The sequence below is a fragment of the Amycolatopsis sp. PSD-21 genome, assembly GCF_055561455.1.
This window is the reverse complement of record NZ_CM145712.1, coordinates 1-13,618: the sequence shown is the minus strand read 5'-3', so window position 1 is coordinate 13,618 and position 13,618 is coordinate 1. Positions and strand designations below refer to the sequence as shown.

The following is a 13,618-nucleotide window of genomic DNA, read 5'->3' as shown; positions in this document are numbered from 1 at the left end:
GATCGCGCATCAGTGAAAGCCCTGAAGAGGGTGCAGAACATAGCCCGGAGAAGCCAGGCCGGAGAGCCGCACGGGATGACCCGAGTTGTGCCTGGCCAACAAGGGAAGTACGTCACTTACGGGCGGAGCGCGCTGGAAGCTGTCGAAACTGCGGCCAAGCGGATCGTCGCCGACCTGCATTTCGAGCACCTCGACGAGCCCGCGGATGTGTTGTGGGACTTTGTCGACCAGTGTCAGGCCAATCGGCAGGATGACCACGTCAGCTCGTTCGTTGACGCGCATGCCCGTAACCCCTTCACAGCCATCTGCCGTGTCGAGGTTGATCACTTGATGGTTCAAGAGCCGGTTGACTTTTTCGGCGTCCGGCTCACACCCGTAGACGAGATGCCAGCTATCCGACGCCAAGCGCCCAGCCTTGGCGTTCATTCAGGCTGTATGGCTGAAGTCCAGGTCACTGGTACCAGCCACGACCGAATGATCGAACGAGCGCGCTTTCAAGCGGAGCGCGCGCTGCGGATCTTGCGAGTGGCGTTCCTCGACAAGCACAGCGTGCGGGCTGTGCAATTGCGATTCCAGGTCGGTGCTGTCGGCGAGCTAGACAACGGCGCCGGAGAGTGGCGGGCTTCGGACAGTGGCGCGATGCCGCTAACGGTCGGCCGATCCACGGTCGAAGCCGCACGTGACCACCCGGCCGCGAGGTTGATCGGCGAAGCAAACCAAGACATCGAGCGCAAGGCCAACGTTGCTTTAGGTTGGATCGATCGCGCGGTGTTCACTGACGATCCGCTGGTAGCGCTGCTCTACCAATTCTTCGCGCTCGAAGCGCTCCTTGGCGACAAGGAGAGTGGACTGAAGGGCGAGCAGCTCGCCTTCCGGCGCGCAACGCTGAGCCACATAGCGACAGGAGAATTCCGACACCCCTTAACCACCCTGTGGCTATACGAGGAAGTTCGGAACAATGCAGTGCACGGCGAGAACATGCCTGAGGTGGACTGGGGCGAGGTCCAGCACTTCGCCTCGGACGTCCGAGCTGCCCTCAACGAGTACCTCACGTTCGCTCGGGCCCAAGGCTTGACGCGTCGTAGCGAGTTGACGTCCGCGCTCGGTCAGCATCCGGATCGGATGCAGATCGTTGAGTGGCTCCGTGAAAGCGGCGGACCACGGTGGGAGCGATTCGTCGCCAACCAGACGTTCTCCGGTGACGCCAGGACCTCGCCGAACCGACAGTCACCCATATAGTCACTCAGCATGCAAAAAGCCCGGTTCACCAACTCGGTGAACCGGGCTTTGACCTGTGTGGGCCCACCAGGACTTGAACCTGGGACCTCTTCGTTATCAGCGAAGCGCTCTAACCGCCTGAGCTATGGGCCCGAACGAGGAGAAGATTACAGGACGCCTTCCGGCGCCCTGCAACCGGGTCACTCTCGTTCGGAAAGGGTCACTTCCAGGCCTCCGGCGAGGTCGGCGGAGACGTTGTAGATGAAGGCGCTGACGGTGGCCAGCGCCGAGATCAGCACGATGTTGATGGCGCCGAGGATGGCCGCGATCCCGAAGACGCGGCCGGCGCTGATCAACGGGTCGGCCGGCGCGTCGGCCCCTTCGCCGCCGACGAGCGACGAGTAGGTCCCGTTGAGTTTGTCCCAGACGCCCATGCCGTCGAGGACGGTGTAGAGGACGCCGACGGCGACGAGCCACACGAAGAACAGCGCGACGCCGAGGACGAGGGACAGTTTCAGCACCGACCAGGGGTCGAAGCGTTTGATCTGCAGGCTGGCGCGACGCGGTCCGCGGCCGGGGCGGCGGAGAGCGGTCGGCGCGGCACGGGTGCGGGAGGCCGACGGGATGGCGGAGGGGGCGGGGTCGCCCTCTCCGCTGTCGCCGAAAAGCCTCTTCGCGGCTGTGCCGCTGACCCCGTGATAGTCGGTCACGGTCGTCGCGTCCCGCTTCGGGTCCGAGTGGGCCACGTCTTCGGTGGCGACCGAAGACACCGAGACCGTCTGCTCGCTGGAGCCTTCGGGTTCCCCGGCGCCGCTGTCGCGCTGCCAGGGCGGGCTCGACGAACCCGCCTGTGCGCCGCCTGCTTCGGGCTTCTCGGATGGTGTCACGAGGTGTCAGTCCTTACCCAGTACGTGGGGCGTCGTCTACTCCTGCTCCGACGCCGGGGTTTCTTCTCCTTCAGTACTACCTGCAGTGGCGACGTCCGAGGGCTCGTCCGCGTTGCGTGCGACCGCGAGAAGAGTTGTTCCTTCGTCGAGATTCATCAGCCGCACTCCCTTCGTCTGCCTGCCTGCCTTGCGCACCTGTCCGGCCGAAGTCCGGATCACCCCGCCGCTGGAGGTGATCGCGTACAGCTCGTCTTCGGCGTCGACGATGACCGCGCCCACCAGCCTGCCACGTTTCTGGTCGTACTGAATGGTGAGCACACCCTTGCCGCCGCGGCCTTGCACCGGGTAGTCGTCGGTCGGCGTGCGCTTGGCGTAGCCGCCGGCGGTGGCGACGAGGAGGAACCGGTCCGGCTGGACGACGTTGATGCCGAGCAGTTCGTCGCCGTCGTTGAACCGCATGCCCAGCACACCGGACGTCGCGCGGCCCATGGGACGCAGGGCCTCGTCGGTGGCGTGGAAGCGGATCGACTGGCCTTCCGCGGAGACGAGGAGCAGGTCGTCCTCGGCGGCCGCGAGGACCGCGCCGACCAGTTCGTCGCCTTCGCGCAGGTTGACGGCGATGAGGCCGCCGGCGCGGTTGGAGTCGAAGTCGGTGAGCTTGGTCTTCTTCACCAGGCCGCGGCGGGTCGCGAGCACGAGGTACGGGGCGACCTCGTAGTTCGGGATCTCGATGACCTGGGCGATCTGCTCGTCGGGCTGGAACGCGAGCAGGTTCGCGACGTGCTGGCCGCGCGCGTTGCGGTTGGCCTCGGGCAGGTCGTACGCCTTCGCCCGGTACACGCGGCCCTTGTTCGTGAAGAACAGGATCCAGTCGTGCGTCGAGCACACGAAGAAGTGCTGGACGATGTCGTCCTGTTTGAGGGTCGCGCCCTGTACGCCCTTGCCGCCGCGTTTCTGCGAGCGGTACAGATCGGTTTTCGTTCGCTTGGCGTAACCCGTGCGGGTGATCGTGACGACGACGTCCTCGACCGCGATGAGGTCTTCGACCGAGACCTCGCCGTCGAACGGGATGATCTTGGTGCGCCGGTCGTCGCCGTACTTGTCGACGATCTCCTGCAGTTCCTCGGCGATGATCGCGCGCTGCCGCTCGGGCTTCTCGAGGATGTCCTTGAGGTCGGCGATCTCGAGTTCGATCTCGGCGAGGGTGTCGATGATCCGCTGCCGCTCCAGTGCCGCGAGGCGGCGGAGCTGCATGTCGAGGATCGCGGTGGCCTGGATCTCGTCGACGTCCAGCAGGCTCATCAGGGCGGGCCGGGCCTCTTCGGCCGACGGCGAGCGCCGGATGAGGGCGATGACCTCGTCGAGCATGTCCAGCGCCTTGACCAGACCGCGCAGGATGTGGGCGCGTTCCTCGGCCTTGCGCAGCCGGAAGCGGGTCCGGCGGACGATGACGTCGATCTGGTGCTTCACGTAGTGCCGGATCATCTGGTCCAGCCGCAGCGTGCGGGGCACGCCGTCGACCAGTGCCAGCATGTTGACACCGAAGTTCTGCTGCAACTGGGTGTGCTTGTACAGGTTGTTCAGCACGACCTTGGCGACCGCGTCACGTTTGATCGTGACGACGATCCGCATGCCGCTGCGGCTGTTGGACTCGTCGGCGATGTCGGAGATGCCGGTGAGCTTGCCGTCGCGGACGAGGTTCGCGATGTTCTCGACCAGGTTGTCCGGGTTGACCTGGTACGGCAGCTCGGACACGACCAGGATCGTGCGGCCCTTGGCGTCCTCTTCGACCTCGACGACCGCGCGCATGCGCACGGAACCGCGGCCGGTGCGGTACGCGTCCTCGATCCCGGAGTTGCCGAGGATCATCGCCCTGGTCGGGAAGTCCGGGCCCTTGATCCGGACCAGCAGCGCGGCGAGCAGCTCGTCGTCGCTGGCCTCGAAGTTCTCCAGCGCCCATTTGACGCCGTCGGCGACCTCGCGCAGGTTGTGCGGCGGGATGTTGGTCGCCATCCCGACCGCGATCCCGGAACCACCGTTGACCAGCAGGTTCGGGAACCGCGACGGCAGGACGTCGGGCTCCTGGGTGCGGCCGTCGTAGTTGTCGGAGAAGTCGACGGTCTCTTCTTCGATGTCCTGCAGCATGTGCATCGCGAGATGCGCCAGCCGGGACTCGGTGTACCGCATGGCGGCGGCTGGGTCGTTGCCCGAGGAACCGAAGTTGCCCTGGCCGTCGATCAGCGGGTACCGCAGCGACCACGGCTGCGCGAGCCGCACGAGCGCGTCGTAGATCGCGGAGTCACCGTGCGGGTGGTAGTTGCCCATCACGTCGCCGACGACGCGGGAGCACTTGTTGTACCCGCGGTCGGGGCGGAAGCCGGAGTCGAACATCGAGTACAGCACGCGGCGGTGCACCGGCTTGAGGCCGTCCCGCACGTCCGGCAGCGCCCGCGACACGATGACGCTCATCGCGTAGTCGATGTAGGAGCGCTGCATCTCCTGCTGGATGTCGACCGGCTCGATCCGGTCGTGGTCCGGAGCCGGCGGCAAGGTTTCCGTCATGAGGTCCTTCTCGTGGGAGCAGTCCTAAGGGGACAAAAGAGCGGGACGTCGCTAGACGTCGAGGAAGCGCACGTCCTTGGCGTTACGCGTGATGAAGGATCGGCGCGCTTCGACGTCCTCGCCCATCAGGACGGAGAACAGGTCGTCGGCCTGCGCGGCGTCGTCCAGGGTGACCTGGCCGAGCAGCCGGTTCGCCGGGTCCATCGTGGTCTCCCACAGCTCTTCGGCGTTCATCTCGCCGAGACCCTTGTAGCGCTGGATCGCGTCGTCCTTCGGCAGCTTCCGGCCTGCTTCGACACCCGCCTGGATGACGGCGTCGCGTTCCTTGTCGGAGTAGGCGTACTCCGGGTCCTGCCGCGGCCACTTGATCTTGTACAGCGGCGGGCGCGAGAGGAACACGTGTCCGTGCTCGATCAGCGGGGGCATGAACCGGAACAGGAAGGTGAGCAGCAGCGTGGTGATGTGCTGGCCGTCCACGTCGGCGTCGGCCATCAGCACGATCTTGTGGTAGCGCAGCTTCTCGATGTCGAACTCTTCGTGGATACCGGTGCCGAGCGCGGTGATCAGCGACTGGACCTCGGTGTTCTTGAGGACGCGGTCGATCCGGGCCTTCTCGACGTTGATGATCTTGCCGCGGATCGGCAGGATCGCCTGGTACATCGAGTCGCGGCCTTCCTTGGCCGAACCGCCCGCCGAGTCACCCTCGACGATGTAGAGCTCGCATTCCGACGGGTTGGTCGAGCGGCAGTCCTTGAGCTTGCCGGGCAGCCCGCCGATCTCCAGCGCGCCTTTGCGGCGGACCAGATCCCGCGCCTTGCGGGCGGCCATCCGCGCCTGCGCCGAGGAGATCGACTTGTTGATGATCGTCTTCGCCTCGGTGGGGTTGCGCTCGAACCAGTCGGCCAGCCATTCGTTCGAGGTCTGCTGCACGAACGTCTTGGCCTCGCTGTTGCCCAGCTTGGTCTTGGTCTGGCCTTCGAACTGCGGCTCGGAGAGCTTGATCGAGACGATCGCGGCGAGCCCCTCGCGCACGTCGTCGCCGGAGAGGTTGGCGTCCTTCTCCTTGAGCAGCTTCTTCTCGCGCGCGTACGCGTTGACGACGCGGGTGAGCGCGGCGCGGAAGCCCTCTTCGTGCGTGCCGCCCTCGTGGGTGTTGATCGTGTTGGCGAAGGTGTACACCGACGGCGTGAAACCGTTGTTCCACTGCATGGCGACCTCGACCTCGAGGCCGGTGCCCTTGGCCTCGAAGGAGATCACGGACGCGTGGATCGGGTCCTTGCTGCCGTTGATGTGCTTGACGAAGTCTTCGAGACCGCCCGGGTAGCAGTAGGTCTTCTCCTTGACCCGCGCCGCCTGGCCGGAAGCGTCGGCTTCGGTCTCTTCGTCGGCGACGCGCTCGTCGCGCAGCGAAAGGGTCAGGCCCTTGTTGAGGAAGGCCATCTCCTGGAGACGCCGGGAGATCGTCTCGAAGTTGTACGTCGTGGTCTCGAAGATGTCGCCGTCGGCCCAGAAGGTGATCGTGGTGCCGGTCTCGTCGGCGGGGCCGAGATCCTCCAGCTCACCGGGGATCTGGTCGGTGTACACCTGACGCCAGCTGCGCCCGCCGTACTTGACCTCGGCGACGAGCTTGGTCGAGAGCGCGTTCACCACGGAGACGCCGACACCGTGCAGACCACCGGAGACCGCGTAGGAGTCGCTGTCGAACTTGCCGCCCGCGTGGAGCACGGTGAGCACGACCTCGAGGGTCGGCTTCATCTCCTTGGGGTGCATGTCGACCGGGATGCCGCGGCCGTCGTCCACGACGCGCACCCCGCCGTCGGCCAGCAGGGTAACCTCGACCTTGGTCGCGTGGCCGGCCATCGCCTCGTCGACGGAGTTGTCGACCACCTCCTGGACGAGGTGGTGGAGGCCGCGTTCACCGGTGGAACCGATGTACATACCGGGACGCTTGCGGACGGCTTCGAGGCCTTCGAGCACCGTGATCGACGACGCGTTGTACTCGCTCTTGTTCTCGGTCACAGGCGTTGATTCTCCTCGTCTCGCCCGAGCGGACGCTCGCTCATCCCCAGTGTACTTGGCCGCGTTCGCAGACATGCGGCAAGGACACCCCTGATTTGCTCACAGGCGCGCTAATTCGTTCGAAGAAGAGTCTTGACGTTCGCGAAGCGCTCTGGGCGCGTTCTCGGGGCGCTGGTGGCACAGTCCCGGCGAAGCGCAACTCGGATCAGCCGTACGTGTCACGCGGGCCGCGGCCCGGCACGTGCCGGGGCCCTTTCCGCCAGCTCGGCGCCGTCGGCCCCTGGATCCGCATCTTCTTCACTACGCCGTGCCCGACACCCTTCGCGATCTTCGCCAGCAGCTGCCCCTGGAGCAGGCGAAGCTGCGTCGCCCACGCCGTCGAGCTCGCTCGCACGGTCAGCTCGCCGTCCTTCAAGGCCACCGGCTGGGCGTGTTCGGCGACCTCTTCACCCACAAGCCGCGTCCAGCTCCCGAAGACCTGGCCGTTGGCCAGCCGCGTGTTCCAGCCGCGGTCGACCGCGATCCGGGAGGCGAGCCTGCCGAGCGGTTGCGGGTCGCGGGCGTCGGCACCCGGCCCTGACCAGCGACGACGTCGCGGGCTCTGCCCGGCCGAACCGGCTCCCCCTCCGGTGATACGGCCGCGGCGGACGCCCGGTTCAACTCCACGGGCCTTGGCTTTCGCCTTCGCGGCGTCCAGCGCGGCGCGCGCGAGGTCACGCCCCGTGGCCGGCTCCTTGCTTTCGGTATCGGTTGCACCGTTCGATACCGCAGTGGGTTCACGCTGCGTATCGAACAAGGCTCCCTCACCCGGGTTACCGCCCGAGTGGGGGGTGTCAAGCCGCTTATCAGGCCCCTTGGTCACGCGGGGCGATAACGCTTTCCTGGTGTTATCCACACTGTCCACAGGTTTGTCCCCAGATCGGTGGGCAACTGCTGTGGCGCCGGTCACCCGGGGTGTCCGCTGCCCGCCGATCACCCTCGGTTGATCTCACCATCCGCCACGAGGAACCGGTGTCCGGCCAGTTCGGCGGGCACGTCCTCGTCCACGGCGGCGGTCACCAGCACCTGCTCGGCGCCTGCCGCCACCTCCGCCAGCCGGGCCCGGCGACGCCGGTCCAGCTCGGCGAACACATCATCCAGCAGAAGCACCGGTTCCCCGGCCTCGCCACGCAGGAGCTCGTAGCTTCCCAGACGCAACGCGAGGGCGAACGACCAGGACTCCCCATGGCTGGCGTAGCCCTTGGCCGGCGCTTCGCCGAGGATGAGATCCAGCTCGTCCCGGTGCGGGCCGACCATGCTCACCCCGCGCTCCAGCTCCAGGTTCCGCGACCGTTTCAGCGCCTCGACCAGCACATCCTTGAGTACCGCCTGGTCGGCGCGAGGACCGTCCGGATCCCCGTAGCCCTCCGGCATCGCTTCGCCGAGGCTCGACTTGTACGCGATCTTCGCCGGACGAGAGTCGGGCGCGACCCCCATGTACGCGGCGGCCGCGTACGGCGCGAGATCCGCGATCAGGTTGAGCCGGGCGGCCAGCAGCGCGGCGCCCGCCACCGACAGGTGGTCGTCCCAGACGTCGAGCGTCGACAACGCGTACGGGTCTTCGCGTCCCGTACGCCGCTTGCCCGCCGTCTTGAGCAGGGCGTTCCGCTGCTTCAGCACCTTCTCGTAGTCGGCGCGGACCCCGGCGTACCGGGGAGCGCGCAGCACGAGGAGCTCGTCCATGAAGCGGCGGCGCTCCCCGGGATCCCCGCGCACCAGCGCCAGATCCTCCGGGGAGAACAGCACGGTGCGCAGGATTCCGAGGACATCGCGGGGCTTGCCGACCGCGCCGCGGTTGACCCGCGCGCGGTTCGCCTTGCCGGGCGTGATCTCCAGCTCGACCGTCAGCTCGCGGTCGTCGTTGACCACCGCGACCCTGATCAGCGCGCGTTCGCACCCGTGCCGCACCAACGGCGCGTCGGTCGCGACGCGGTGCGAGCCGAGGGTCGCGATGTAGCCGATCGCCTCCAGGAGGTTCGTCTTGCCGCGGCCGTTCTGTCCGACGAGGACGGTCGGGCCGGGTTCGAGCGCGAGATCGGCTTGTGGCCAGGACCGGAAGTCGGTGACCTGGAGGTGTCTGAGGTACAACCGTCCTGCCTAGTCGCCGGCTTTCTTGACGGCGTGCCCGCCGAACTGGTTGCGCAGCGCGGCCACGGCCCGCATGGCGGCGGAGTCCTCCTGGCGCGAAGCGAACCGGGCGAACAGCGCGGCCGAGATGACCGGCGCCGGGACAGCGTTGTTGATCGCCTCTTCCAGCGTCCACCGGCCTTCGCCGGAATCCTCGACGTAGCCCTCGAGGTCGTCCAGCTCCGGGTCCTCGTCGAGCGCGCGGACGAGCAGGTCGAGCAGCCACGAGCGGACGACGGTCCCCCGCTGCCAGCCCTTGATCACCGCGGGCACGTTCTCGACGACCTTCGCGGCTTCGAGCAGCTCGAAGCCTTCGGCGAAGGCCTGCATCATGCCGTACTCGATGCCGTTGTGGATCATCTTCGCGTAGTGACCGGAGCCGACGGCGCCGGCGTGCGAGAAGCCTTCGTCACGCGGACCTTCGGGACGAAGCGCGTCGAAGATCGGCATGGCCTTCTCGACGTCCGAAGCCGCGCCGCCGACCATCAGGCCGTAGCCGTTGTCCTTGCCCCACACGCCACCGGAAACCCCGCAGTCGAGGTAGCCGATCTTCTTCGTCGCGAGCAGGTCCGCGTTGATCCGGTCGTCGGTGTACTTCGAGTTGCCGCCGTCGATCACGAGGTCGCCCTCGGACAGCAGGTTGCCGAGCTCCGCGACGGTCTGCCGGGTGGGTTCGCCGGCGGGCACCATGATCCAGACGATCCGCGGACCGTCCAGTTTGGACACCATGTCCTCGAGTGAGGTGGAGTCGGTGACGTCGGGGTTGCGGTCGTAACCGATCACCTCGTGACCGGCCGCGCGCAGCCGCTCACGCATGTTGAACCCCATTTTGCCGAGGCCGATGAGTCCCAGCTGAGCCATGAAGATCCCCTTTGGTGCGAACAGAATGGGCGGCCGGTCAGCCCGGAAGGCGAACCGGCATCAGGAGGTACAGGTAGCCGGGGACGACGTTGCCCTCCTCGTCGGCCGGCTTGATCAGCGCCGGCCGGTTCGGGGTGGTGAACGTCAGTTCCGCCCGGTTCGCGTTCAGCGCGCCGAGCCCGTCGACGAGGTAACCCGGGTTGAACGCGATGGTCACCGGCTCACCCTCGTAGTCGACCTGAAGCTCTTCTTCGGCCGAACCCTCGTCGTCGCCGCCGGCGGACAGGCGCAGCGAACCGTCGTTGAACTCCAGCCGCACCTGGGTGCCACGCTCGGCGACGAGCGAAACACGCTTGATGGACTCGGCGAGCGCGGAGACCTCGATGACCGCGCGCGAGGTGTGCTGCGCGGGCAGCAGCTGCCGGTACGGCGGGAACTCCGCGTCGAGGAGGCGGGTGGTGGTGTAGCGGCCGGAACCCGAGAGACCGAGAAGGCCTTCGCCGCTGGCGAGCGCGAGCCGGATCTTGGCACCGCTGGCGCCGAGCGTCTTCGCGGCCTCGGCGAGCGTGCGCGCCGGGACGAGCACGGCGGCGTCGGACAGGCCCTCGGCCGGCTCCCAGGTGAACTCGCGCATCGCGAGGCGGAAGCGGTCGGTGGCGACCAGGGTCAGCGAAGAGCCGGAGATCTCCAGCCGCATCCCGGTCAGCATCGGGAGGGTGTCGTCCTTGCCCGCGGCGACGACGACCTGGGTGACGGCCTGGCCGAACGCGTCACCGGTGAGTTCACCGGCGAAGGCGGGCTGGGACGGGAGCTGCGGGTAGTCCTCGACCGGCATGGTCGGCAGGGAGAAGCGCGCGGAGCCGCAGGTGATGGTGGCGCGGGCGCCGTCGACGGAGATCTCGACCGGCTGCGCGGGCAGCGACTTGGTGATGTCGGCCAGCAGGCGGCCGGAGACCAGCAGACGGCCGCCGTCGGCGATGGTGGCCGGGACGCCGACCGTGGCGGAGACCTCGTAGTCGAATCCGGAGACGGTGAGGGCGTCACTCGTCCCGTCGGATCCCGCATCGAGCAGGACACCGCCCAGCACCGGGACCGGAGGCCGCGACGGGAGGCTTCTCGCCACCCACGCGACGGCGTCGGCCAGCCCGTCACGCTCGACGCGGATCTTCATGCGCGCTTCCTTTCGACAGCCGAGCCCCTGACGGCTCGAAAGCTCAACGGGTCACCTCGGCCGGAGAGCGCGATGGCCAGGTGCCTCGCAGGTGTTGTTCGGTCCGAGCGAGGACGCGGACGCACGTCGACACGCAGACCAGGTGCAGGGACCCACGTTAGGCCGTCCCCGGGGTCCGCGTCACCTCGGCCTCCCCTTGCTTTTGTCGACAAGACGACACGGCTCGCCGGCTGTCCCCAGATTCGTCCTTCGCCTGTTTTTGTTTTGTTCTCTTCTAGAGAAGAAGAAAAGACAGCAGTAGTAATAGGCGTTGTGGATTGTGTGGACAAGGCTCGTTCGCGCAGGTCCGGGCGCCTCGGAGGCTGTGGACTCCGGGTGTGTACGGACGGTGGACAGCTCGGGTCGTCCGTGGATGGATTCGGGCGGCGCTCGATCTGTCCACAGTCATCCACAGTTGTCCCCACGGTTATCCCCAGTTGTGCGCCGGTTTGTACCCAGGGTTGTGGGCGGCGTTCGTGACCGGAATCGCTCGGGAGAGTGATCCGTGCAGCCCGCGTCACCCTTGTGCACAAGATGTGGGCAACCTGGGGACAGGGTGTGGATCTTGGTGTGGAAATGCTGTGGATTCCCTGTGAGTGCGATGTGGACGGAAACCCGGTCGCCGCAGTTCCCGAACCTACCGGAGTTGTGCACAGTCTGCCCACACCCTGTGGATTCCCTTTGTACACAAGGAAAATCGCGAAGGCAGCGTAGGCGCCTTCGCGCCCTTCGCCGCTTCTCCTCATGTACCCGCCCTTCGCGCCTCTACACACGCTTCGGGCCTATGTGGACACAACGAAGGGGGCTCCCACCTACCGGTGAGAGCCCGAAACCCTTGTCGGCCAAGGGATTGATACTCAAGCGACCCAACGGTCTCCCCAAGGGCGCCCCGCGCCCGACGGAGACTTCACCGTCGAGCGCCCTCTTTCGGGCCGAAGGCCCACGAAAACGCGATGAAGGGGCGCCTTCCCGCTCACCTCGAGGTGGAAGCGGAACGACGCCCCTTCGGCGCGCTTTTCATCAGCGCTCGACAGAGAACACAGTCAGCGTTCGACAGATATCACTGCCTGGCGCGCTGCTTGATCCTCGATGTCAGTTCCTGCACCTGGTCGTAGATGCGGCGCCGTTCGGCCATCTCCTTGCGGATCTTCTTGTCCGCGTGCATGACGGTCGTGTGGTCGCGGCCGCCGAAGGTCTGGCCGATCTTCGGCAGCGACATGTCGGTCAGTTCGCGGCAGAGGTACATCGCGATCTGGCGCGCGGTCGCGAGCGCCTTCGTCTTGCCGGGGCCGCAGAGGTCGTCGAGGGTCACGTCGAAGAACTCGGACGTGACGCCCATGATGGTCGGCGCGGTGATCTCCGGGGCGTGCGAATCCGGGATGAGGTCCCGGAGCACGATCTCGGCGAGCGCGACGTCGACGGGCTGCTGGTTCAGCGACGCGAAGGCGGTGACGCGGATGAGCGCGCCTTCGAGTTCCCGGATGTTCGCCTCGACGCGCGAAGCGATGAACTCCAGGACCTCGCCGGGAACCGCGAGCCGGTCCTGTGCGGCCTTCTTGCGAAGGATCGCGATCCGGGTTTCGAGTTCCGGCGGCTGGATGTCGGTGATGAGGCCCCACTCGAACCGCGTGCGCAACCGGTCTTCCAGCGTTTCGAGGCGCTTCGGCGGGCGGTCGGAGGAGACGACGATCTGCTTGTTCGCGTTGTGGAGGGTGTTGAAGGTGTGGAAGAACTCTTCCTGCGTACCTTCTTTGCCTTCCAGGAACTGGATGTCGTCGACGAGCAGGATGTCGATGTCGCGGTAGCGGCGCTGGAACGCGACCTTGCGGTCGTCGCGCAGCGAGTTGATGAAGTCGTTGGTGAACTCTTCGGTCGACACGTACCGCACGCGCATGCCGGGGAACAGCCGCTGGGCGTAGTGCCCGACCGCGTGCAGCAGGTGGGTCTTCCCGAGTCCGGACTCTCCCCAGATGAACAACGGGTTGTACGCGCGCGCCGGTGCTTCGGCGACGGCGACCGCGGCCGCGTGCGCGAAGCGGTTCGACGCGCCGATCACGAACGTGTCGAACGTGTACTTCTCGTTCAGCTTCGTCTTCGACGTCTGCGGCTGCGCCGGCGCGGTGTACGGCTGGCCCGCGATCGGCTGCCCGGAGAAGGTCGGCCAGATCTCGGTCACGGCGGCGAGGGCCTCGCCCTCTTCGTCGACTTCTTCATCGCTGTCATCGCCATCGTTGAGGCTGTTGTCCACCGGCTGCTGCCTCGGCGGCCTCGGTTTCGGAGGCTCGGGCCGGGGCCTGGTCGGGGACAGCATGCCGTCGCCGTCGGGCAGCGGAGGAGTACCCGGCACCGGACCGGAACCGTTTTCCACCCGGCTGGGTGACGTCGGTTCGTAGCGGGGGCCGGGCGAGGGCGGCGGCGGAGGCATCGACGGCTCGGTGCTGTCGACCTTCACCGCGAGCGAGACCGCGCGGCCGAGCCGGCGCGAAAGGGCCTCGGTGATGGCGCCGCGGAGGGCGCGCTCGATCGCTTCCTTGGCGAAGTCACTGGGGGCTGCGAGGAGCGCGGTGCCGTCGAGCAGGCCGATCGGCCGGGTCACCCGCATCCAGGCGCGCTGCTGCGGGGAGAGGGTGCCATCCGACAGCTCGCGCACGACCTGCTCCCAGATGACGCCAAGATTGTGCTGGTGATCGGACAC

The 13,618-nt window shown here is 67.0% G+C and carries 10 protein-coding genes and 1 tRNA gene; 1 reads left to right on the top strand and 10 read right to left on the bottom strand.

From position 1 onward, the window contains the following. Positions 1–9: 9 nt before the first annotated feature. Positions 10–426, bottom strand: coding sequence for a hypothetical protein (locus ACZ1DY_RS00055; RefSeq protein WP_465483239.1), 417 nt, complete (start codon positions 424–426; stop codon positions 10–12). Positions 427–435: 9 nt separating this feature from the next. On the opposite strand from ACZ1DY_RS00055, the gene ACZ1DY_RS00050 reads away from it, so the two are divergent. Beyond that, positions 436–1,239, top strand: coding sequence for a hypothetical protein (locus ACZ1DY_RS00050; protein ID WP_465483238.1), 804 nt, complete (start codon positions 436–438; stop codon positions 1,237–1,239). Positions 1,240–1,297: 58 nt separating this feature from the next. Here ACZ1DY_RS00050 and ACZ1DY_RS00045 read toward each other — a convergent pair. The 9 genes from ACZ1DY_RS00045 to dnaA all read right to left on the bottom strand — a co-directional run bounded on the left by ACZ1DY_RS00045 (position 1,298) and on the right by dnaA (position 13,618). After that, positions 1,298–1,371: transfer RNA gene (locus ACZ1DY_RS00045), tRNA-Ile, on the bottom strand. Between the two features lie 47 nt (positions 1,372–1,418). Further along, on the bottom strand, positions 1,419–2,105 hold the full coding sequence (locus ACZ1DY_RS00040; protein ID WP_125679336.1) for a DUF3566 domain-containing protein: 687 nt from the start codon (positions 2,103–2,105) through the stop codon (positions 1,419–1,421). A gap of 36 nt (positions 2,106–2,141) precedes the next feature. Next, positions 2,142–4,667 (bottom strand): DNA gyrase subunit A, encoded by a 2,526-nt coding sequence (gene gyrA, locus ACZ1DY_RS00035; protein WP_126734764.1) that lies wholly within the window; start codon positions 4,665–4,667, stop codon positions 2,142–2,144. A gap of 51 nt (positions 4,668–4,718) precedes the next feature. Next, positions 4,719–6,686 carry a DNA topoisomerase (ATP-hydrolyzing) subunit B gene (gyrB, locus tag ACZ1DY_RS00030; protein ID WP_257483546.1) on the bottom strand — a complete coding sequence of 656 codons (1,968 nt, stop codon included), beginning with the start codon at positions 6,684–6,686 and terminating at the stop codon, positions 4,719–4,721. Positions 6,687–6,891: 205 nt separating this feature from the next. Further along, positions 6,892–7,383, bottom strand: a complete 492-nt coding sequence (locus ACZ1DY_RS00025; RefSeq protein WP_192747980.1) for a DciA family protein — start codon at positions 7,381–7,383, stop codon at positions 6,892–6,894. A gap of 275 nt (positions 7,384–7,658) precedes the next feature. Then, positions 7,659–8,813 (bottom strand): DNA replication/repair protein RecF, encoded by a 1,155-nt coding sequence (gene recF, locus ACZ1DY_RS00020; RefSeq protein ID WP_126734762.1) that lies wholly within the window; start codon positions 8,811–8,813, stop codon positions 7,659–7,661. Positions 8,814–8,822: 9 nt separating this feature from the next. Beyond that, positions 8,823–9,713, bottom strand: a complete 891-nt coding sequence (gene gnd / locus ACZ1DY_RS00015; protein ID WP_126734761.1) for a phosphogluconate dehydrogenase (NAD(+)-dependent, decarboxylating) — start codon at positions 9,711–9,713, stop codon at positions 8,823–8,825. Positions 9,714–9,750: 37 nt separating this feature from the next. Then, positions 9,751–10,884 (bottom strand): DNA polymerase III subunit beta, encoded by a 1,134-nt coding sequence (dnaN, locus tag ACZ1DY_RS00010; protein WP_020632653.1) that lies wholly within the window; start codon positions 10,882–10,884, stop codon positions 9,751–9,753. A gap of 1,099 nt (positions 10,885–11,983) precedes the next feature. Further along, complete coding sequence (gene dnaA, locus ACZ1DY_RS00005; RefSeq protein ID WP_126734760.1) at positions 11,984–13,618, bottom strand: chromosomal replication initiator protein DnaA; 1,635 nt, start codon at positions 13,616–13,618, stop codon at positions 11,984–11,986.

What these genes read in the sequence shown, in the direction of transcription:
- gnd (WP_126734761.1), bottom strand. Translation starts at nt 9,713, where the DNA reads ATGGCTCAGCTGGGACTCATCGGCCTCGGCAAAATGGGGTTCAACATG.
- gyrA (WP_126734764.1), bottom strand. Translation starts at nt 4,667, where the DNA reads ATGACGGAAACCTTGCCGCCGGCTCCGGACCACGACCGGATCGAGCCG.
- ACZ1DY_RS00050 (WP_465483238.1), top strand. Translation starts at nt 436, where the DNA reads ATGGCTGAAGTCCAGGTCACTGGTACCAGCCACGACCGAATGATCGAA.
- ACZ1DY_RS00055 (WP_465483239.1), bottom strand. Translation starts at nt 426, where the DNA reads ATGAACGCCAAGGCTGGGCGCTTGGCGTCGGATAGCTGGCATCTCGTC.
- dnaN (WP_020632653.1), bottom strand. Translation starts at nt 10,884, where the DNA reads ATGAAGATCCGCGTCGAGCGTGACGGGCTGGCCGACGCCGTCGCGTGG.